21 protein-coding genes are annotated in these 20,853 nt (G+C 34.7%); 10 read left to right on the top strand and 11 right to left on the bottom strand.

Features of this window, described 5'->3' with window-relative positions; translation table 11 throughout:
- Positions 1-129: 129 nt before the first annotated feature.
- Positions 130-1,713 (top strand): OmpA family protein, encoded by a 1,584-nt coding sequence (locus NHF50_RS09055; protein ID WP_252775939.1) that lies wholly within the window; start codon positions 130-132, stop codon positions 1,711-1,713.
- Positions 1,714-1,720: 7 nt separating this feature from the next.
- Positions 1,721-1,861, top strand: a complete 141-nt coding sequence (locus NHF50_RS09050; RefSeq protein ID WP_170108189.1) for a hypothetical protein — start codon at positions 1,721-1,723, stop codon at positions 1,859-1,861.
- Positions 1,862-1,912: 51 nt separating this feature from the next.
- Here the strand turns inward: NHF50_RS09050 and clpX are convergent, their stop codons facing one another.
- From clpX to NHF50_RS09010, 8 genes are all read right to left on the bottom strand, one after another.
- The gene (gene clpX / locus NHF50_RS09045) at positions 1,913-3,145 is read right to left on the bottom strand and encodes an ATP-dependent Clp protease ATP-binding subunit ClpX (RefSeq protein ID WP_109569379.1); all 1,233 of its coding nucleotides are present in this window, start codon (positions 3,143-3,145) and stop codon (positions 1,913-1,915) included.
- Between the two features lie 94 nt (positions 3,146-3,239).
- Positions 3,240-3,914, bottom strand: a complete 675-nt coding sequence (clpP, locus tag NHF50_RS09040; protein ID WP_109569378.1) for an ATP-dependent Clp endopeptidase proteolytic subunit ClpP — start codon at positions 3,912-3,914, stop codon at positions 3,240-3,242.
- An 85-nt stretch (positions 3,915-3,999) separates the two neighbouring features.
- Positions 4,000-5,325, bottom strand: coding sequence for a trigger factor (gene tig, locus NHF50_RS09035; protein WP_252775938.1), 1,326 nt, complete (start codon positions 5,323-5,325; stop codon positions 4,000-4,002).
- Between the two features lie 100 nt (positions 5,326-5,425).
- A complete protein-coding gene (locus tag NHF50_RS09030; protein WP_109569376.1) occupies positions 5,426-5,770 on the bottom strand; it encodes a phage holin family protein in 345 nt (114 codons plus the stop codon).
- Between the two features lie 116 nt (positions 5,771-5,886).
- Positions 5,887-7,482 carry a G-D-S-L family lipolytic protein gene (locus NHF50_RS09025; protein ID WP_252775936.1) on the bottom strand — a complete coding sequence of 532 codons (1,596 nt, stop codon included), beginning with the start codon at positions 7,480-7,482 and terminating at the stop codon, positions 5,887-5,889.
- Between the two features lie 23 nt (positions 7,483-7,505).
- Positions 7,506-8,768: an OmpP1/FadL family transporter gene (locus NHF50_RS09020; protein WP_252775933.1), complete on the bottom strand. Its 1,263-nt coding sequence runs from the start codon at positions 8,766-8,768 to the stop codon at positions 7,506-7,508.
- A gap of 116 nt (positions 8,769-8,884) precedes the next feature.
- Entirely contained in the window at positions 8,885-9,649 is a 765-nt protein-coding gene (locus NHF50_RS09015; protein ID WP_252775931.1) for an alpha/beta fold hydrolase, read from the bottom strand.
- A gap of 42 nt (positions 9,650-9,691) precedes the next feature.
- The gene (locus tag NHF50_RS09010) at positions 9,692-10,405 is read right to left on the bottom strand and encodes a pyridoxine 5'-phosphate synthase (protein ID WP_252775930.1); all 714 of its coding nucleotides are present in this window, start codon (positions 10,403-10,405) and stop codon (positions 9,692-9,694) included.
- Positions 10,406-10,495: 90 nt separating this feature from the next.
- On the opposite strand from NHF50_RS09010, the gene NHF50_RS09005 reads away from it, so the two are divergent.
- The 8 genes from NHF50_RS09005 to murI all read left to right on the top strand — a co-directional run bounded on the left by NHF50_RS09005 (position 10,496) and on the right by murI (position 18,771).
- A complete protein-coding gene (locus NHF50_RS09005; RefSeq protein ID WP_109569372.1) occupies positions 10,496-11,155 on the top strand; it encodes a CBS domain-containing protein in 660 nt (219 codons plus the stop codon).
- 42 nt (positions 11,156-11,197) lie between these two features.
- The gene (locus NHF50_RS09000) at positions 11,198-12,076 is read left to right on the top strand and encodes an NAD kinase (RefSeq protein ID WP_252775928.1); all 879 of its coding nucleotides are present in this window, start codon (positions 11,198-11,200) and stop codon (positions 12,074-12,076) included.
- A gap of 105 nt (positions 12,077-12,181) precedes the next feature.
- Positions 12,182-12,865, top strand: coding sequence for a DUF6089 family protein (locus NHF50_RS08995; RefSeq protein WP_109569370.1), 684 nt, complete (start codon positions 12,182-12,184; stop codon positions 12,863-12,865).
- Positions 12,866-12,867: 2 nt separating this feature from the next.
- Positions 12,868-13,608: an isoprenyl transferase gene (locus tag NHF50_RS08990; RefSeq protein ID WP_252775927.1), complete on the top strand. Its 741-nt coding sequence runs from the start codon at positions 12,868-12,870 to the stop codon at positions 13,606-13,608.
- A complete protein-coding gene (gene bamA, locus NHF50_RS08985; RefSeq protein WP_252775925.1) occupies positions 13,541-16,258 on the top strand; it encodes an outer membrane protein assembly factor BamA in 2,718 nt (905 codons plus the stop codon). Before NHF50_RS08990 ends, bamA begins: the two co-directional genes overlap by 68 nt.
- A 101-nt stretch (positions 16,259-16,359) precedes the next feature.
- On the top strand, positions 16,360-17,385 hold the full coding sequence (locus NHF50_RS08980) for an OmpH family outer membrane protein (protein WP_252775923.1): 1,026 nt from the start codon (positions 16,360-16,362) through the stop codon (positions 17,383-17,385).
- 21 nt (positions 17,386-17,406) lie between these two features.
- Positions 17,407-17,910, top strand: coding sequence for an OmpH family outer membrane protein (locus tag NHF50_RS08975; protein WP_252775921.1), 504 nt, complete (start codon positions 17,407-17,409; stop codon positions 17,908-17,910).
- Positions 17,911-17,988: 78 nt separating this feature from the next.
- The gene (gene murI / locus NHF50_RS08970) at positions 17,989-18,771 is read left to right on the top strand and encodes a glutamate racemase (RefSeq protein ID WP_252775918.1); all 783 of its coding nucleotides are present in this window, start codon (positions 17,989-17,991) and stop codon (positions 18,769-18,771) included.
- 13 nt (positions 18,772-18,784) lie between these two features.
- Here the strand turns inward: murI and NHF50_RS08965 are convergent, their stop codons facing one another.
- The 3 genes from NHF50_RS08965 to NHF50_RS08955 form a co-directional block, all read right to left on the bottom strand.
- Positions 18,785-19,303, bottom strand: a complete 519-nt coding sequence (locus NHF50_RS08965) for a gamma carbonic anhydrase family protein (protein WP_252775917.1) — start codon at positions 19,301-19,303, stop codon at positions 18,785-18,787.
- Positions 19,304-19,358: 55 nt separating this feature from the next.
- Positions 19,359-20,360 (bottom strand): type IX secretion system membrane protein PorP/SprF, encoded by a 1,002-nt coding sequence (locus tag NHF50_RS08960; protein WP_252775915.1) that lies wholly within the window; start codon positions 20,358-20,360, stop codon positions 19,359-19,361.
- A 6-nt stretch (positions 20,361-20,366) separates the two neighbouring features.
- Positions 20,367-20,853: T9SS type B sorting domain-containing protein (locus tag NHF50_RS08955; protein WP_252775913.1), on the bottom strand; the 487-nt coding region annotated here is incomplete at its 5' end.

Raw genomic sequence — 20,853 nt, 5'->3', positions numbered from 1 at the left:
TTTTTTTTTGTATTTAATCGATTTTAAGACTAACTTTTTTTTATTATATGATAAAAATCATGTGAAACTTATATTTTTGCACTCGTTTCTTAACTAAAAGCTAACTAAAAATTAAACAATTACTTTCTTATGAAAAAACTAATCGTTCTTTCAGTGATTGCCCTTTTCACACAACTAAAAATATTTTCTCAAGAACCTCAGCGAGTTGAAGGACTGGATTCAATCGTTGACATCCTAAACACTTCAACCAAAGGGAACCGTTATGTTTTAAGTGACACCGGAATCAACTCTGAGTTATCTGAAATAGGAACTTCTTTTTTTATGAATAAATATGTTATTTTATCTAACAAAAAAAGAAGACATTACGAAACCACTAAAAACGAAAAAACAAATACTTTCAACAACAACCTGTATTGCGTTAATGTTGATTCAGAAGGAAATTTATCATTCCCATTATTGTTTTCCTCAGCTCTTGACTCAAAAAATAATGAAGGATCATTAGCTTTTACACCGGACCAACAAACGATTTACTTTACTCAAGAAACCGACCCTGAATCCGGAAAATTTGAATTATTCAGAGCCACTTTAGCCAGTGAAGGCAGCAAAAAATTCTGGTCTGACATCACTAAAATAGACTTAGATAACGGCAACTATTCTATAGAAACACCAAGTGTTGCTCCTGACGGAAAGAAATTATACATCTCAAGTAATAAACCTGGTGGATTCGGTGGATATGACATTTATGAAGTAGCCATTTTAGAAGACGGAAGCTTCGGAACAATGAAAAACTTAGGCGCAAACGTTAACACTGCTGAAGATGACAAATATCCGCATTTAACTCCGGATGGTAAATACTTTTACTTTTCATCAAAAGGTCATTTAAACATCGGAGGATATGATGTTTTCCGCTCTTCAATTGTAAATGAAAAATATTTAAAAGCATTAAATTTAGGCCCTACGCTAAACTCACGAAAAGATGACTTGGCATTTATTTTAGTCAATGACAAACAAGGATATCTTTCTACAGACAAATCCGGAACAGATAATTTTGACATTTTAAAATTTGAAATCAAAAATCTGGAGAAGGGCAACAAAACTTTCCAAATTACAGAAAAGAACTCTCAATTACCATTACCGAACGCTAAAGTTGTGATCAAAGACGAATTCGGGAACATCGTTTCACAAACGGTATCTGACAACAACGGTAATATAAAAGTTGATATCAATCCGATCTCTTACAATTATATCAGTGTTGAAAAAGACGGATATGAAAATTATGAGAATGATTTTACTTCAGAAAATATTTTGAAAAGCCCTATTGTTTTACAACAAGCTAAGCCTATCATTACGGAAGATGCTATTGTTATTGAAAATATCTATTTTGATTTTAACAAAGCATCCATTAAACCGGAATCTGAATTATCCTTGAATAAGATCAAAATGGTATTAGAAGAACATCCTGAGTTTAAAATTGCTATCAACGCTCATACTGACACTAAAGGTTCGGACAGGTACAATCTTCAACTATCCGATAAAAGAGCGAAATCAGCATATAATTACTTAATTAAAAATGGTGTTGCTCCTGAAAAACTAACTTCTAAAGGATACGGAGAATCACAACCGTTAAAAAAATGTACTAGCTGTACTTCTGAAGAAGATCAGGCAAACAGAAGAATTGAATTCAAAATTATAAAACAACTAAACCAAATATAAAACAAAAATGAAACGAAAATTAATCGCCTTATTCGCAATCTCAGGAACTATTTTAATTACTTCTTGTTCAAGCGGCTGGAGTTGTAAAGCCAGTTATTGTAAAAAAGATTCTACAACAAAAATGAAATCGGAGAAAGCTGAAGCATAAAAAATAAAAAGGGGGAAGTTTAAAACTTCCCCCTTTTTATTCCAATAATCTTTATGAAGCGGTTTTTAACCGCTGTAATAAATTTTTATTTAAACTATGTTCTGCGAACGTTTTTGTAACCACGAGTTCTTTCTCTGAAGAGCTAGGCAATTCAAACATTACATCTGTCAGAATAGCTTCGCACAGCGAACGTAACCCTCTGGCTCCTAATTTATATTCCAAGGCTTTGTCTACGATAAACTGTAACGCTTCCTCTTCAATTGAAAAATCAACATCATCCATTTCAAACAGTTTTTTGTACTGTTTTACCAAAGCATTTTTAGGCTCTGTCAAAATAGCTCTTAATGTTTTACCATCAAGTGGGTCCATGTGAGTCAGAACAGGCAAACGCCCTATGATTTCAGGTATCAAACCAAAGTCTTTCAAATCTTTGGGTACTACATATTGCAACAGATTGTCTTTATCAATAACATCAGTATTTTTTGAGGAACCGTATCCTACTGCCTGACGATTCAATCTTTTGGAAATAATACGTTCGATACCGTCAAAAGCACCTCCGGCTATGAACAGGATATTTTGCGTATTAACCTCAACAAATTTCTGATCCGGATGTTTTCTTCCTCCTTTAGGCGGCACATTAACTACTGTTCCTTCTAACAATTTTAATAATGCTTGCTGAACACCTTCTCCTGAAACGTCTCGTGTTATAGAAGGATTATCACTTTTTCGGGCTATTTTATCTATTTCATCTATAAAGACAATCCCACGTTCGGCTTTAGACACATCATAATCTGCTGCTTGTAACAGACGGGTTAAAATGCTTTCCACATCTTCCCCAACATATCCGGCTTCTGTTAAAACAGTTGCATCAACAATAGCCAACGGAACATTTAACATTTTAGCAATGGTTTTAGCTACTAATGTTTTTCCGGTTCCGGTTTGCCCCACCATGATAATGTTACTCTTTTCAATCTCCACCTCATCATCTAACTGCTTTTGCATTAAACGTTTATAGTGGTTATAAACAGCAACGCTCATCACTTTTTTTGTCTGATCCTGTCCGATGATGTATTCATCCAAAAAAGTCTTAATTTCTTTTGGTTTCAAGAGAACCAATTCAGCCATTAAATCACTTTTTCCACTTTGTTTTAACTCTTCTAAAACAATTCCATGCGCTTGTTCAATACAACGATCACAGATATGCGCATTAATCCCTGCGATCAATAAATTGGTTTCTGGCTTTTTTCTACCACAAAACGAACATTCTAATACTTCTTTAGCCATTTTTTTTAAGTCAAGGGTGAAAGGAAAAAGGTTAAGGCGAAAGGAAATGAAAAATACTCATTACCTCATACCGTTTACCAATATCCTAAAAAAATCATCTGGTTAATACTTCATCGATCATTCCGTATTCTTTTGCTTCGCTGGCAATCATCCAATAATCTCTGTCACTATCGTCATTTACCTTTTCAATAGTTTGTCCTGAATGTTTAGAAATAATCTCGTATAATTCTCCTTTTAATTTTAAAATCTCACGTGCTGTAATTTCGATATCTGATGCCTGTCCTTGCGCTCCTCCTAACGGTTGATGGATCATAACGCGAGAGTGTGGCAATGCACTTCTTTTTCCGGCTGCTCCGGCACATAACAATACCGCTCCCATTGAAGCTGCCATACCTGTACAAATAGTTGCTACATCCGGCTTAATGAACTGCATGGTATCATAAATACCTAAACCTGCATAAACACCACCTCCCGGAGAGTTTACATAAATCTGAATATCTTTGGAAGCATCCAAACTTTCCAAAAACAATAACTGCGCTTGTACAATATTAGCAATCTGATCGTCGATCCCTGTCCCTAAGAAAATGATTCTATCCATCATTAAACGAGAGAACACATCCAATTGCGTTACGTTTAACTGACGCTCTTCCATAATATAAGGAGTCATTCCTACAGGAGGTGTTACACGGCTCATAATTTTATCGTAATACAAGCTGTTTATCTTGTGATGCTTTGTAGCATACTTCTGAAATTCTTTACCAAAATTCATACTGAATTAAATTAAGGGTTTACAAAAAAATAAACGTCAAACATTAATGTTTGACGTTCAAAGATAATTATTTTTTACGAAAAAATTATTCTCCGTACATCTCTTTAATAAACTGATCGTAGTTTACTTTTTTAGGTTTAGCTCCTACTTTTTCTTTGAATAGGTCTAACATCTTTTCGCTCATCACTTGTTCAGACAAACGTTTTACCTCTTCTTGATTTGAAAGCACACGCGCTACAATTCCTTCAACTTCTTCATCAGACGGATTTAGCTGACCAAATTGAGCCATTTGTTTTTTGATCAAATCTGCAGTATGTGCTTTTAAGTCTTCAAATTGAATTTGTAAATTATTATCTGCAATGATCTTGTTCTCGATCAACTGATAACGCAATCCTTTTTCTGACTTGCTATATTCTTCCTCTGCTTGTTCAATAGTTAACGGATTCTCTCCGACAGTTTGAATCCATTTTTTCAAGAATTCAGCAGGCAATTCGAATTTTGTATTTTCAATTAAACTTTCAATAACATCATTCAAGAATTTTTGATCAGCTTGTTGTGCAAATTGTGCTTCAGCATCTTCTTTAATTTTTGCTTTTAATTCTTCAACAGACGTTACTTTTCCTTCTCCGAACAATTTATCGAAAAGCTCTTGATTCAATTCAGCTTTCTCTACTTCGTTAATCTCTTCGATTTTGAAATCAACATTGATATCTAAACCATGAACATCGTCATGAGATATTTTTAAATAATCCATTAGTTTGTGGTCATCATCAAAAAGCCCTTTAGTTGCTAAAGTCACTACATCTCCAACTTTTTTACTTACAAACTGTTTTGCTGTTTTCTTATCTTTAAAGATATCTAATGTAATATTTGCTGCATTATTAATTCCTTTTTCTTCATTAGAAAAAGTACCACGGATCGAGCTGTCTTCTGCAACTTTATCTTGAGGAACTAATTTTCCGTATTGTTTTTGAATACGCTCTACTTGTTCGTCTAACATTTTATCGTCTGCCTCGATATCGAACTTAGTCACTTTCGTTTTAGCTTCTAAATCAACTGTAAATTCCGGAGCAAGTCCTAATTCAAATTCAAAAGTAAAGTCATCTTTATCCCAATCAAAATCTTCGGTTACTTTAGGAAGCGGATTTCCTAAGATATCTATTTTTTCTTCTACTAAATAATCATTCAATGATGACTGTAATAATTTATTAACCTCATCAAACAATACTGATTTACCATATTGCTTTTGGATAAGGCTCATAGGCACTTGTCCTTTTCTAAATCCCGGGATATTAGCATTTTTTCTATAATCAGAAAGTACTTTTTCTACTTTGTCTGCATAATCTTCTTTTGAAATAGCTACTGTTACAATAGCATTTAATGCATCTACCTGCTCTTTTGAAATGTTCATTATGTTACTAATTTAATGTCATAAAATTTGGGTTGCAAAATTATAGAATTTTTACAACCCAAACAAGTTTTTAACCAATTGAATTTCAGTTTACTATTTTTTAGTTTTCCTCTACAAATATTTTATTGAGGATAGATTGTAAAACGGACAGAATGATACTAAAAAATAGTGCACTCCAGAATCCGGAAACATAAAAGCCTCCTACAAAATGTCCGGCTAATAAAATAATTACTGCATTAATCACAAACAAGAACAAGCCTAATGTCAGAACTGTTGCCGGAATTGTCAAAAGAACTAATACTGGTTTTACAAATACATTCAACAAGCCTAAAACGACAGCAACCACTAAAGCCGTTTGAATACTATTCACATTTATTCCCGGTAAAAAATGAGACAAAACCACAATTAAGACAGTGGTTATGATCAATTTAATAATTAGCTTCATCTTCTTAATCTTTATTAGTTATTTCCTTTTAAAACTGAAATTTAAAAAATAAAAAAGACACCAAAAAAATATTGGTGTCTTTTCTTAAAATAAAATATATAACCCAAATTTATTTTCTAGTTTGAGCCTACAATATGGATCCCCGGATAGTCATTCACATACTTCAACGGTAAATTTGCATTGTAGTATTGGTTGATCAAATTAATGATCGAATTCGTAATAACTGCATATCCTTTTGCATTCGGATGAACACCGTCTAAAGAAAACAATACTTCATTTTCAGTTTCAATACCACTAAAATAATCAGCAGTAAAAATCTGACCGGTTTCGATTCTCAATCCGTTTACTAACAAATTCATCATTGTATTCATATCTGCCACAGCCAAATCATTTGTATTAGCAATGGAAACAATCGTAGCATTGAAAGCATCAGTTGCCGCAGCTACTTTCGCTTTTTCATTAGCTGTTAACACCCATCTGTTTGCCATAGGATAAGAAACACCATTAATGTTTAACCCTAACGATGCTAAAGTTGCCGAAGCCCCTGAATTAACCGTACCGATAACTGAAGATGCCGGTAAAACTACTAAATCAGCAGTATTTGCCTGACGTGCTTTACCATAAGCCATTCCTATTTCATCAGCAATACTTGCCGGATACCCCTGCATTTGTAAAGCTCCGGAAATTTGAGCTGTTCTATCAGCTGCATCTGCATCATAAATTAAAATCGGATTAACTGCAACTGAGGAAAGCGGATTAATTCTATTAGGTTCGCCATAAGCAGTAAAAACTGCATCCAATGGTCCGTATAAATTTGCATTTAACAAATCAATATTAGACTGTCCTCCTAGAGCTGCTGGAGAAAGCGGAGCGAAAGGAACTGTTGTAAAATAAGGGATTGATGTTACACTAGGAATTGTTGCTACCACCCCTTTAGCACCACCGGAAGTCAATGTATTCACGATTGTTGAATAAACACTTCCGAATACCATTGCATTTGTAATATCATTACCTCCGTAAGTTGAAGGATCCATATTTCCTGTTTCATTGTGATCTTCAGCCGGAGTCATTCCGTCATCTTGAGCACCACCGTTAGTTGCATATGCCAAAACATCATTAGAACCGATCCAATTTGTAAAGAAAGTCGGATCCATAGCCATTGCATCTGCTAAAACCGATGTACTAGAACTACTAGCCATTCTTACAAAATACGGATTAGCTGCCCCAATAGCAACTCCTGCGACATTCCCATATCCATTTGCTACTAAATGAAATGATTTTGCGCCCGGAACCCCCATATTATTATAAGGCCCTGCATGAATATCCGATACTTCGATTGTAGGTGTTCCTGTTATATTTTCCGGTCTTCCTTCAGAAGCATCAATTACCAATCTTGTCGAAGCAATCTGAACCCCTCCTAAAGTCAATCCTCCTAAATTATTTGCATCATCTCCGTAATAAGGCTGAGTAAAACTTCCACCTCCTACTAAAGCAAATTGTTGTGCCAGCATATTAGGATATGAATTCATCTGACCTGTTTTATAAACAGTACCGTCCATATAACCTGCAGTTAATGAATTACCTACTGCTACATACGATGTAAAATCAGCATTCCCAGAGGTATAGTTAGCATCTACATCATTTTCAAACTCCGGCTCACATGAAGCAAAACCGACAGCTAAAATCGCTAAGTATATAAATTTATTTTTCATTTTTTTCTTGTTTAAAATCAATATTAGAAACTATAAGTTACACCTAAACCAGGAGAAAACACCACTGATTTATAAGTACCTCCGAAAGACGGATTAGGTTGTCCTGAGATCGGATCTGTTGAATAATCGTATGAATTATCAATTTGATCGAAATGTAAGTACAAGAATGAGAAATCAACTCCGAATTTTTGGTTCAATTGATAAGTCAGACCTCCTGTAAAGCCCATAGAATCATTTCTAGGTGTTTCAGGAGCAAAGTACCCGTCTTGTACAGGACTTTGATCATGATACCATCCGGCTCTGAATGTAAATTTATCATTTGCCTCATATTGAGTACCGATTCTGAACGTACTTGAATTTTTATAATTTCTAGGATTTAAAGACTCACTTCCGTTAGCAAATTTAACATCTAAAGCTTTATAAGTATCCCATAAAGTATAGTTGTAGTCAAAAGCCACCAACCATTTATCAGTAACTTCATAAGAGAACCCTACTGTTAACTCAGCCGGTAACGGAAGGTCTGCATTAAAAGTAGTATTTTGAAAACTAGGGTCATTAGTAGCAAAATCAGGTACATTATAGAAATTAGCATCTCCTCCACGAGCTTCCATCGTAATTTCAGAACGATAATTCATCCCTAAGCGCATTTTATCGGTTGGATTAAACATGAAACCTAATGTATATCCCCAAGCTGTGATTCCTGAATCTTCAATTGTTAAATTAGTTCCTGTTCCGTCAGCAGACTGAAAAGCCTGATTCATCGTAACATCTCTATTGAAAGTAACCTTCCCTATAGCATAGATTGGCCCACCACCAACGCTAAAATGATCTCCAACTCGAACTGAAATTGAAGGCTGAACAAAAATAGCTTGCAGATCAATATTATTTACGAGGTGCGCACCTTCCCATCCTTGATCCCATTCTACTGCACTACCATAAGGCGTATAAACAGACAAACCTGCTGTTAACCAATCATTCAAACGATACGTGGCATAAACTTCTAATGGCGTTCCTACATTTGTCGTTGACGCAGTCCAATTATAGGTAGAATTTTGAAACTTAGTTTTAGCAACCAAAGCGTTAGCTCCTACAGATAAATTAAACTTATTTTCCAAATAAGCCATCCCCGCAGGATTAAAAAATGAAACCTCTGCACTATTAACTACAGCAACACCTGTATGCCCCATAGCCAACTGCTTTTGCCCTTGCATCGCTACTCTATATCCTCCTGCATAAACAGAAGTACCAGCCAGTGCTAAAAGCGCTAAAGAAAGTAATTTTCTCATAATTCTGATTTGTTAGTTTTTTTCGAATAAAAATTTCTACAATTCAAAATTATAACAAAATATGGAATATGCAATTTTTTACGCAAAAATATTATGAACGCATAATATTTTTATCCTTATTTTTTCAAATACTCAAAAACAAAGTCGTAAAACAATTCCGGATTTTCCGCATGTAACCAATGCCCTGCACCTTCAATTGTTTTTAGTTGCATCAATGGGAATTGTTCCTTAATACGTTCTACGTCTGAATCTAAAATATAATTCGAAACCGAACCTCTTACAAACAAACAAGGTCTAGCAAAATGTAAAGTAGTCGGAAGTCCTTGCCCTATGTTTTCTATTTTTTTATTAAAGACCTCTAAATTAAATCTAAAGGCTAATTGTCCGGGCTCTTTCCAATACAAACTTTTTAGTAAAAACTGCTTCGTCCCGAAATCATTGATATATCGGGATAAAATATTATCTACCTCCTGACGCGATGGTTTTAAACTGAAATCCACAGCATTAAGCGCTGCTAATATTTGTTGATGATGTGGCGGATAATATTTAGGTCCGATATCTGCTATTATCAATTTCTCAACTAGATCCGGGTTTTTACAAGCCAGTTGCATGGCAATTTTACCTCCCATAGAATGACCTAACAACACTATACTATCAAGTTGATGGAAACGACAATATTCCGACACATCCTGAGCCATAACCTCATAATCAAACACTTCTGAGTGAAAACTTCTACCATGGTTGCGCATATCAAGTAAATGTACCTGATATCCTAATTCGGAAAATTTAAGTCCTAACGTTTTCCAATTATCAGACATTCCTAAAAAACCGTGAAGGATTAAGAAAGGCTTCCCGCTTCCTTCTATTTTTGAATACAACATTCTCTTAAATTTTTTTCTTAAACTATAGCCAGTTCTCTATTATTATTTTAATCGTTGTAAATACATATTCAATACATTTTCCAACCCTAAATAAATTGATTCGGAAATCAATGCGTGTCCAATAGAAACCTCTAACAATCCCGGAATATTTTCTTTAAAAAACTTTGTATTCTCCAAACTTAAATCATGTCCGGCATTAATTCCTAAGTCCAACTCATTTGCCTTGATCGCCGCTTTCACATAAGGATCGATCCCTTTTAAATTACCTAAACCGTATTCATGCGCATAACTTTCCGTATACAATTCAATTCTATCCGTTCCGGTTGCTTTAGCACCTTCAATCATTTCCTCTATCGGATCTACAAAAACAGACGTCCGTATTCCATTCCGCTTGAACTCATTGATAACTTCAACCAAAAAGCCTTTGTGTTTAATCGTATCCCAACCCGCATTTGATGTTATAGCATCGTCTGCATCAGGAACTAATGTAACCTGAGTAGGTTTTATTTCTAAAACCAGATCTATAAATTTTGCTACCGGATTGCCTTCAATATTATACTCTGTATATACAACATCTTTTAGGTCCCGGGCATCCTGATATCTGATATGCCGCTCATCCGGTCTTGGATGAACCGTTACTCCCTGAGCTCCGAACTTCTGCACATCCTTTGCTACCTGCAACAAATCCGGCACATTACCCCCTCTTGAGTTCCTTAAAGTTGCTATTTTATTGATATTAACTGATAACTTTGTCATGTTTTTATTTTATTTTTACAAAAATACAAAGTATGCCTCGCTTAAATGCTCTTTTTTGATTAATTTGCATGAAATTTTGGTTACCTATATATGAATCCACTCTTAGAATACCTTAACAACTCCATAAAACCCCTTAAAAGCTCTCAGTCATTAAAAGAAGCCGAAGAGTTATTTTATGAATTATCTTATTCCCACTTTCCGGTAACTGAGAACAACATATATATAGGAGTGATCAACAGAGAGAGTGCAGAGATAGGTTCAGCAGAAACTATTATTTCAGACAAACGATACGATTTCGATCGTTTTTATGTTCGCACTAATATGAACTGGTTGGACGTATTAGAAGTTTTTGCTAAAAACGAAACCAATTTAGTACCGGTTTTAGATGAAAAGAACCAATATGCCGGCTATTATGAATTAGAAGACGTTATTCGCTTTTTACACGAAACGCCTTTTCTTAAAGAGAACGGAGGAATTTTAGTTGTCAAAAAAGAAGCAAATGCTTTTTCAATGAGTCAAATTGCTCAAATTGTAGAAAGCAACAACGGTAAGCTTTTAGGCTTGTTCGTTTCTAAAACAGACGGACATTTTGTTGAAATTACACTAAAGATAAGCCAAACCGGATTAAATGAAATCATTCAAACCTTTAGAAGGTATGAGTATGAAATTATTTCGGAACACCAGGAGGATTCTTATCTAAAAAACCTGAAAGATCGATCGGATTATTTAGACAAATACCTAAATATTTGATATTATTGCAAGCGAAAAAACACTAAGCATTATAACTCAGCTATGAAAATCGCGATTTACGGTCAATATTACCAGAACAACACAGAGGAAATTGTCTCCAAAGTCATTACTATTCTTAAAAAGAATGATTTTGAAGTATTCATAGAAAAAACATTTGCTGAAAATTTTTCAACTATCTCTACCAAAGAGTATAAAACATTTTCATGTCACGAAGAATTAGATGAAAGCACGGCTTTCCTAATCAGTATAGGAGGTGATGGAACTATTCTCAGAGCAGTGACCTATATTCGTAACAAAAACATTCCGATCGTCGGGATCAATTCCGGAAGGTTAGGTTTTTTAGCTACTGTTCAGATAGAAAACATAGAACTTTTCATCAATAAAATGATTCAAGGGAATTATACCATATCCCAAAGAACACTTTTAAGTTTAAGTTCAAAACCTATCAATCATGATTTAGACGATCTGAACTTTGCTTTGAACGAAGTTAGTGTTTCCAGAAAAGATACCACTTCCATGATTACTATTGAAACGTATCTGGATAACGAATACCTTACCTCTTATTGGGCTGACGGCCTGATCATCTCTACTCCTACAGGTTCAACCGGCTATTCTCTAAGTTGTGGTGGCCCGATTTTAACCCCTGAAGTCAAAAGTCTCGTAATAAACCCCATAGCACCACACAACCTGAATGCCAGACCATTAGTAATTCCGGATAATACTGAAATCAAGCTAAAAGTATCCGGAAGGGAAAATGAGTATTTAGTTTCATTAGACTCCCGCATTACTTCTGTAAATAACGAGACCGTTCTTTACGTTAAAAAATCTGATTTTTCGATACAATTAGTTGAATTTCCAGAGGAAGGTTTTCTTAAAACCATAAGAAAAAAACTGTTGTGGGGAGAAGACCGAAGAAATTAGTTGCTTAAAAATATAACATTTTGAATTTTTTACGTTTAAAATAAAAATTTCCTTTACATAATGGTAAAGAAATCTATATTGTTATATTTGCAAACTGTTTAAAAAATGAAGCGCTTATTTTTTTACATATTAGTAGTATTAGGATTAAACCTATCATATAGTCAGATCAATGAATTAGGAGTATTTGTTGGTGGTGTTAACTATATAGGTGATGTAGGTCCTACAGATTATATTTCCCCTAACAATCCGGCCATTGGTTTAATTTACAAATGGAATAGAAGTCCCAGACATGCTTTCCGATTTGGTTTTACCACCGGTAAACTTGAATCTAAAGACATTGACAGCGATGTTCCGAGCCGCTATCTGAGAGGTTACAGTTTTGAGAACAACGTTATGGAATTCTCTGCGGGACTGGAATTTAATTTTTTCGAGTTTGACTTACACGAATCGGGTTTCTTAATGACACCTTATGTTTCATCCGGAATTAATTATTTTATTTACAAAGAATTATATATTTTAAACGATAAAAGCGAAGTAGACTATAGAGACAGTACCTTTGCTATACCAATGGTTGTAGGGCTCAAAGCTCGTTTAACAGAAAGTATCATTTTAGGTTTTGAAGTAGGAGCTCGTTATACTTTCACTGATAACTTAGACGGTAGTAACCCTAAAAATGACAATTTTGAAACGTTGCGTTTCGGTAATTTAAACAGTAATGACTGGTATGTCTTTACAGGTTTTACCTTAACCTATACCTTTGGTCAGAATCCTTGTTTTTGTGTAGAATAATTATGAGTTTATTAGAACAAATAGATACAAACAATTTACCCAAGCACTTGGCCATCATCATGGACGGTAACGGGCGCTGGGCAAAACAAAGAGGACTTCTGAGAACTTTAGGGCACGAAAGCGGCACTAAATCGGTAAGAACAACTGTTGAGACTTGCGCTAAACTGGGGATCGAAAACCTTACATTATATGCTTTCTCTACTGAAAACTGGAACAGACCCAAATTTGAAGTAGATACATTAATGAAGCTTTTAATCTCTTCTCTTAAAAAAGAATTAAAAACTTTATCAAAAAACAACGTCAGGTTAAATGCTATAGGAAATTTAACAAATTTACCAACAAAAGTTCAAGCCGAACTACAAGAGGTTATTGCTAAAACTGCTGATAATTCAAGACTTACCTTAACTTTAGCTTTAAGCTATGGCTCCAGAGAAGAACTTGTTCAGGCTGTTAAAAAAATTAGTGATAAAGTTAAAAATAATATAATTTCTTCTGACGCTATTGACGAAACAATTATTAATCAGCATCTTTACACGCACAATTTGCCAGATGTAGACTTAGTAATAAGAACCAGTGGCGAACACAGAATCAGTAATTTTTTACTTTGGCAGATTGCATACGCTGAATTTTATTTCACGAATGTTTTATGGCCCGATTTTAAAGAAGAAAATTTATATGAAGCCATCATTAGCTATCAAAAACGAGAAAGAAGATTTGGAAAAACAAGTGAACAAATTTCATAATAACAAAATGTTTAAAAAGAGGATAAAATTACTATTTACCTTTATCGTTTTAGGAAATTTCGGTGCCTTAGTGGCTCAGGAAACAAAATTAGAAAGCGGAAAAGAATATATTTTAGCAGATGTTGAAGTAAGCGGTAAAAGTCAATATAGTGAGCAAACCGTTGTGACTTTCACCGGATTGGAAAAAGGGCAAAAAATCATGGTTCCGGGAGAAGACATCAGTACTGCTATTAAGAAATTATGGAAACTTGGTCTTTTCAATGATGTTGCATTCTATATCAATAAAGTTGAAGGCGACAGCATTTATCTTGACCTTCACCTAAATGAACTTCCGAAACTTTCGGATGTAAAAATCCAAGGAGTAAAGAAAGGAAAAGCTGAAGAACTTATCAAAGATACCGATCTTAAGAAAGGAAAGATCGTTAACGAAAATTTGTTGACTACAACAAAGAACTATATCGAAAACAAATACAAAAAAGACGGATATTACAACGCTAAAGTTAACATTAACACTATTCAGGACACCATAGATTCGCAAGTGAAAATGGTTGTTGCTATTGATAAAGGCGATAAAGTAAAAGTAAAATCTATTGATTTCAGCGGGAACAATGAAATATCTGACCGAAAACTAAGAAGAGCTTTTAAAAATACAAAGCAAAAAAATCCGATACGTATCTTTAAACGATCTAAATATATTAAAGACAAATACAAAGAGGATTTGGTTTCTGTTATTGATAAATACAAAGAAAACGGATTCCGCGATGCCAGAGTTGTTTCAGACACTGTCTCTTACAACAAAGAGAAAGACATGATCGCTATCAAGGTAAATTTAGAAGAAGGAAAAAAATATTATTTCGGTAACATTCGCTACATCGGAAACACTGTTTATACGGAAAATCAATTGAATCGTATTTTAGGTATCAAAAAAGGAGATGTGTATAATGGTGTTTTACTTCAGAAACGTATTGCCGACCAATCTAAACCAGATGGCGAGGACTTAACAAACCTTTACCAAAATAACGGTTATTTGTTCTCAAGCATCAATCCGGTTGAAGTAAAAACATACAATGACACCATCGATTTTGAAATCAGAATTACGGAAGGTCCTATTGCTTACTTCAATAAAATCACCGTTGTAGGTAATGACAAGACTAATGATCGTGTAATCTATCGTGAACTTAGAACAAAACCGGGAGAAAAATACAGCAAAGAATTATTGATACGCTCTATTCGTGAGATAGGACAATTAGGTTTCTTCGATGCTGAAGCCATTAAACCTGAATTTAAAAACGTAGACCCTCAAGCGGGTACGGTAGATATTGAATATAGTGTTGTAGAAAAAGGATCAAGCCAGGTTGAATTACAAGGGGGTTATGGTAGTGGTAGTTTTATCGGTACTTTAGGGCTTTCATTCAACAACTTCTCTATGCGAAACATCTTTAAAAAAGACGCTTACAAACCACTTCCTATGGGAGACGGACAAAAGTTAGCTTTGCGTTTACAAGGAAGTTCCTATTTCAGAACGTATAGTTTATCTTTCTCAGAACCATGGTTAGGAGGAAAAAAACCAATTAACTTTTCGACCTCTATTTCTCACAGTAGACAATACTCTTATAACTATTCTACAAGTAACGTTGATAAAAGTCAAAGCTTTAGTATCACTTCATTAACGGTTGGTTTAGCTAAAAGATTGAAAGTACCGGATGATTACTTTGTGTTATCTCAAAGTGTTTCTTTCCAATATTATGCCTTGAGTAATTATTACACCGGATTATTTACTTTCGGAGACGGTTCATCAAGAAACTTAACATATACTGTTGCCCTATCGCGTAACAGTAAAGGATTTAACCCTATCTACCCGACTTACGGTTCTGAATTTACGATCAGTGGTAAATTTACACCACCTTATTCATTATTCAACGGTGTAGATTATGCTAACCTTGGCGACAAAGAAGAGAACAAACAAAGAAATACAGGTGATAGTTATTTTAACGATAACGGTAACTGGGTTCCTTCCGGATCTTATCTTGATTCAAACGGTGATGCCGTAGCAACATATCAACAGGCTGCAACCGATCAGGGAAAAGTAGATCAGATAAAATTCAACTGGTTAGAATACTATAAAATCAAAGTGAAAGCGGATCTATATACTACAATATACGACAAGTTAGTTTTAAGAACTCTCGGTGAATTCGGATTTATGGGTGCCTATAATCAAGACAGAGGCTTGGTTCCTTTTGAGCGTTTTTACTTAGGTGGTGACGGTATGGCAAACTACTCCCTTGACGGTAGAGAAAACATTCAGTTACGAGGTTATCAAAACAACTCTCTTTCGCCTATAAACAGTAGTGGAAGTCAGATTGGGGCAACTGTTTACAACAAGTTCTCCATGGAATTGCGTTATCCGATCACTTTGAGTGGAGCGGCTTCAATTTATGGTCTGACCTTCTTAGAAGCCGGTGCTGCATTTGCTGACTTCAGCTCATACAATCCTTTCACAGTACAACGTTCAGCTGGATTCGGATTACGTGTATTCATGCCGGCATTCGGTCTATTAGGAATTGACTTCGGACACGGATTTGATGCTGTACCGGGATCAACAACTAAAAGTGGTTGGCAAACACACTTTATTATTGGACAACAATTTTAACAATTTGACGTTTTTAGTTTAATTTTAAAAGGAGTAACAAAAAAATTATATTTAAAAACTAAATTTTTATGTACTTTTAATGATTAATTAAAAAGGCAACTATGAAAAAAATACTTTTTATTCTTCTGTCAATTACTGCTACTTTTGCTTTTTCTCAAACCAGAGGCATTAGGATTGGCTACATAGATATGGAATATATTTTAGAAAAAGTTCCATCTTATGCAGAAGCCAATAACCAACTGGAATTAAAAGCACAAAAGTGGAAGCAAGAAATTGAAATTAAAAAGAATGAGATCACAAAATTAAAAGAGGCTTTAAAAGTTGAAAAACCGCTTTTAACAAAAGAATTAATAGAAGAACGAGAAGAAGAAATTAGTTTTTTAGAAAAAGAACTTTTAGATTTTCAAGAAAAAAAATTCGGAGCTCAAGGTGATCTAATAGTTCAGAAGTCAACTATAGTTAAGCCTATTCAGGATCAAGTATTCACAGCTATTCAAGATATTGCCGAAAAGAAAAAATATGATTTTATCTTTGACAGATCTTCAGATTTAACAATGTTATTTGCCAAACAACAACATGACATAAGTGATTTAGTTATCCGAACTATTCTTAGATCTGAAAAAAGAGAAGAATTGACTAAAAAGCAACTTAAGGCACAAGAAGCACAGGAAGCTAAAGAGGACATGTTAGACGAAAATCCTGATTTAGCAGAAAGACAGAAAAAGTTAGACGAAAAAAAGGCTGCTCGTGAAAAAATGCTCGAAGAAAGAAGGTTAGCAAGAGAAAAACTGATCGAAGAACGCAAACAAGCTGCTGCTGACAAACGCAAAAAACTGGAAGAAGAAAAAGAAAATAAAAAAAGTGGCACAGAAATTGAAAATGAAAATATAGAAGAAAGTGCCAGTGATCAAAAAATAACAGATGACACGTCTTCAGAAGATAAATCAGAAGCTGAAATCTCAGCTGAAGAAAAAAGAGCTCAAATACAAGAAGAACGTAAAAGAAAATTAGAAGAACGCAAAAAAGCAATAGAAGAAAAGAAACAAAAGGCTATTGAGGCCCGAGAGGCTGCAAAAAAAGCGAAAGAAGAAAACAACAATAACTCGGAAGAAAACGAAAATCAATAAATTTAACTTAAGAATATAAACATGAAACAAATTAAAACTTTAATTATTGCATTAGTATTATTTGTAGGTGCTCAAGTATCAGCACAATCAAAATTAGCTCATATCAATGTGCAGGATTTGATGGAGAATATGCCGGAAATGAAAGCTGCTAAAGCTCAATTAGAAAAAATCCAAGAGCAATATGACAAAGAATACAAAACTATGGTACAAGAATACCAAACTAAATTACAAAAATACGAACAGGAAGCACCTACTGCCGGAGAAGCTTTGAATGAAACTCGTTCAAAAGAAATGCAGGATATGGGAGCTCGCATCCAACAATACCAACAAACTGCTGGTAAAGATCTACAACAAAAAGAGTTAGACTTATACAAACCTATCTTAGAAAAAGCTCAGGCTGCAATTCAGAAAGTGGCTAAATCTAAAGGTTTTGAATATGTTCTTGATTCAACAACCGGTAGTGGTGTATTAGTAGCAAATGGTACTGATTTACTTCCTGAAGTGAAAAAAGAACTAGGTTTTTAATTAATTCAAAAAAACTAAAACAAACCAACTGTCCAAAAGTAATTTTGGGCAGTTTTTTTTTAAATTTGTCGGTACAATATGGACGAGAATAAACAACCTATCGGCTTTTTTGATTCCGGAGTGGGCGGAACATCAATTTGGAAAGAAGTTAACGCACTTTTACCTCATGAGAACACTATTTACCTAGCCGATAGTAAAAATGCTCCATACGGCTTAAAATCCAAAGAAGAGATCATAGCTTTAAGCATTAAGAATACCGAATTTTTATTAGAACAGAACTGTAAGCTCATTGTAGTCGCTTGTAATACGGCTACAACAAATGCTATAGATGAATTGAGAGAAAAGTTCTCCGTACCGTTTATAGGTATAGAACCGGCTATAAAGCCAGCTGCACTACAATCTGAAACTCACAAGATCGGAATATTAGCTACTAAAGGAACTCTCAATAGCGAACTATTTCACGAAAAAGCTAAAACCTATACGGATGTTCAAATTATTGAGCAAATAGGTCATGGTTTGGTCCAACTCATAGAAAACGGAGATATGGATTCACCTGAAATGGCTGAATTATTAGAGAACTATCTTCAACCAATGATAGAACAGAATATAGACTATCTGGTTTTAGGATGTAGTCATTACCCTTATTTAATTCCTCAGATCAGAAAAATCATTCCGTCAAAAATCACGATAATTGATTCCGGAGAAGCTGTTGCAAAACAAACCAAAAACATTCTGGCTCAGCAAAACATGTTGAATAATTCTACCGAACCAGGTAATAATGCTTTCTACAGCAATAGTGATATTGAGGTACTCCGGACAATATTAAACAAAAAGGAAAAAGTCTTTTATTTAGATTTCTAATTTACCGCTGCTATTACTCCTCTTTTTTAAACCAAGAGGAATACATGACATAATTATTTGAAATTCGTTCGATCTCGCCTGCAAAATCACTGGCATTGATGTCTTTCACTTTCTTAGCAGGAACTCCGGCATAAATAGTACCCGATTCCACAACTGTATTTTGAGTAACAACTGAACCCGCAGCAACAATAGAATTGCTTTCTATGACACAATTGTCCATAACTATGGCTCCCATGCCGATCAAGACATTATCTTTAACCTCACAGCCATGCACAATGGCATTATGCCCGATAGACACATTATTTCCTATAACTGTAGGGTGCTTCTGATAGGTACAATGAATAACTGCTCCATCCTGAATATTTACTTTGTCTCCAATAATTATAGTGTTAACATCTCCCCTAACCACGGCATTAAACCAGATGCTACACTTTTCCCCTAAAACAACATCCCCGACAATAGTTGCATTCTCTGCTACAAAACAATCTTCCGGAATTTGAGGATATTTCCCGTTTACTTCTTTTATCAACATATTATAAAATTAAAAAGTCCCGAAAATCGGGACTTTAATATTAAACATTATATTTTTAGTTTACAGCAGGACAATTACAGTCCCAAGCAGCAGCTTTACAGAATACATCAATACCTAAAGTAATTTGATGGAAACCTCCTGTATCGAACTTAACATCTCCCATAATATGAGAATACGTATAAGCAAACATAAACTGCTTGTAATTGATCCCTATTATCGGGGTTAACCATTGAAGTGATTGTGTATCAACTGCATTACCATTAAGGTACTCCGTTTTATCAAAACTTCTTCTATAAGACAAACCTCCCCATACTCTACCGAAATCCATACTTTTATAAACTTTCAAGTTCAAATCAATAGCTTTTTCCGTAGTTTCTTCTGTATACTGAAATAAGAATGACGGCTCAAACATCAATCTGTCACTATCCCCAAAAACTGCCCCTGCACTCCACAAATACTTTCTTAAGTTATCAGATTCGAAACCTTCTGTATAGATCTCTCTTCTGTTTGCCAAGAAATTTTTAATTGTAAAATGGGTAAAGAAATCCATGTAGTGGTATGAAGCTCCTAAATCAACATTAAAATAAGAATCTTTTTGATAGATACCACCGTAAACAAACGGATCAAATCCTTGAAATTCTGTCTCATCCAATTGACTTTGAATAAAAGCAGCACTTAAACCAAAAGATAACTGATTCAAATCTACCGTATTTCTCGAAAAACGAATATGGTGAGCATATGTTAACTTAGCTCCCTTTTGCGAATGGTAACCATTTTTGTCATTAAAAGCGATTAAACCGATACCTGATATTCCGTCTTCATCAATTGCAGTATTGAAACTTAATGTCTGTAATGATGGTGCGTCCTCTTGACCAAACCATTGTTGGCGCCCCGTTAATCTAATTTTTCCACAATTAGACGCTCCTGCCATTGACGGATGAATTAAATAATAATTATCAGATAAATAATCTGAGTACACCGCAATACCTTCCTGAGAAAAAGATACTTGCGAAAATAATACTAATAATAAAAATAAATAACTTCTCTTAAGATTCATTTTAGGTTATCGTTTTAATGAAAAATGCGCTTTAAATTCTTTAACTACTTGATTTTCTAAATATTCAACAGAAAACCAATAATCTGTTGACGGTAGAGGATGACCATTGTAAGTCCCATCCCAACCTTCGCCTTCAGGACTTATTTGTTTTATCAATTTACCATAACGGTCAAAGATATAAATTTTTGTATTATCTGTGGCATTTAATCCAACAATATTCCAAGTATCATGTATTCCGTCTCCATTCGGTGTAAAATACTTAGGATAGTCTATCACCGTTACCGTATCCTGTAAGAAGGTACAGCCTTGTGTGTCTACTACCGTGATCTGATGTTCTCCCGAACTTACTCCGGTAAACACATTACTCGATTGTAACGATTCCTCATCCAACTGATACAGGTAATCTCCGTTACTTCCTCCGGATACCGTTACCACTACCGTTGCACTATCCGTAAAAGCATCCGTTACCGTAGTCACTATATTTGTCGCAGGA

Origin of the sequence: Flavobacterium sp. NRK F10 (assembly GCF_024054235.1) — a bacterium.
Taxonomy (GTDB): domain Bacteria; phylum Bacteroidota; class Bacteroidia; order Flavobacteriales; family Flavobacteriaceae; genus Flavobacterium; species Flavobacterium sediminis.
Note: the sequence above shows the minus strand (reverse complement) of the source record. Positions and strands in the feature narration are given on the sequence as shown.

Bases quoted from the DNA above. Each gene is read 5' to 3' on its own strand.
- clpP (WP_109569378.1), bottom strand. From the start codon at position 3,914: ATGAATTTTGGTAAAGAATTTCAGAAGTATGCTACAAAGCATCACAAG.
- NHF50_RS08995 (WP_109569370.1), top strand. From the start codon at position 12,182: ATGAAGCGCTTATTTTTTTACATATTAGTAGTATTAGGATTAAACCTA.
- NHF50_RS09030 (WP_109569376.1), bottom strand. From the start codon at position 5,770: ATGAAGCTAATTATTAAATTGATCATAACCACTGTCTTAATTGTGGTT.
- NHF50_RS09010 (WP_252775930.1), bottom strand. From the start codon at position 10,405: ATGACAAAGTTATCAGTTAATATCAATAAAATAGCAACTTTAAGGAAC.
- NHF50_RS09020 (WP_252775933.1), bottom strand. From the start codon at position 8,768: ATGAGAAAATTACTTTCTTTAGCGCTTTTAGCACTGGCTGGTACTTCT.
- NHF50_RS09000 (WP_252775928.1), top strand. From the start codon at position 11,198: ATGAAAATCGCGATTTACGGTCAATATTACCAGAACAACACAGAGGAA.
- NHF50_RS08975 (WP_252775921.1), top strand. From the start codon at position 17,407: ATGAAACAAATTAAAACTTTAATTATTGCATTAGTATTATTTGTAGGT.
- bamA (WP_252775925.1), top strand. From the start codon at position 13,541: ATGAAGCCATCATTAGCTATCAAAAACGAGAAAGAAGATTTGGAAAAA.
- NHF50_RS09025 (WP_252775936.1), bottom strand. From the start codon at position 7,482: ATGAAAAATAAATTTATATACTTAGCGATTTTAGCTGTCGGTTTTGCT.
- NHF50_RS08960 (WP_252775915.1), bottom strand. From the start codon at position 20,360: ATGAATCTTAAGAGAAGTTATTTATTTTTATTATTAGTATTATTTTCG.
- NHF50_RS09005 (WP_109569372.1), top strand. From the start codon at position 10,496: ATGAATCCACTCTTAGAATACCTTAACAACTCCATAAAACCCCTTAAA.
- NHF50_RS09015 (WP_252775931.1), bottom strand. From the start codon at position 9,649: ATGTTGTATTCAAAAATAGAAGGAAGCGGGAAGCCTTTCTTAATCCTT.
- NHF50_RS08990 (WP_252775927.1), top strand. From the start codon at position 12,868: ATGAGTTTATTAGAACAAATAGATACAAACAATTTACCCAAGCACTTG.
- NHF50_RS08965 (WP_252775917.1), bottom strand. From the start codon at position 19,303: ATGTTGATAAAAGAAGTAAACGGGAAATATCCTCAAATTCCGGAAGAT.
- NHF50_RS09050 (WP_170108189.1), top strand. From the start codon at position 1,721: ATGAAACGAAAATTAATCGCCTTATTCGCAATCTCAGGAACTATTTTA.
- murI (WP_252775918.1), top strand. From the start codon at position 17,989: ATGGACGAGAATAAACAACCTATCGGCTTTTTTGATTCCGGAGTGGGC.
- NHF50_RS09055 (WP_252775939.1), top strand. From the start codon at position 130: ATGAAAAAACTAATCGTTCTTTCAGTGATTGCCCTTTTCACACAACTA.
- clpX (WP_109569379.1), bottom strand. From the start codon at position 3,145: ATGGCTAAAGAAGTATTAGAATGTTCGTTTTGTGGTAGAAAAAAGCCA.
- NHF50_RS08980 (WP_252775923.1), top strand. From the start codon at position 16,360: ATGAAAAAAATACTTTTTATTCTTCTGTCAATTACTGCTACTTTTGCT.
- tig (WP_252775938.1), bottom strand. From the start codon at position 5,325: ATGAACATTTCAAAAGAGCAGGTAGATGCATTAAATGCTATTGTAACA.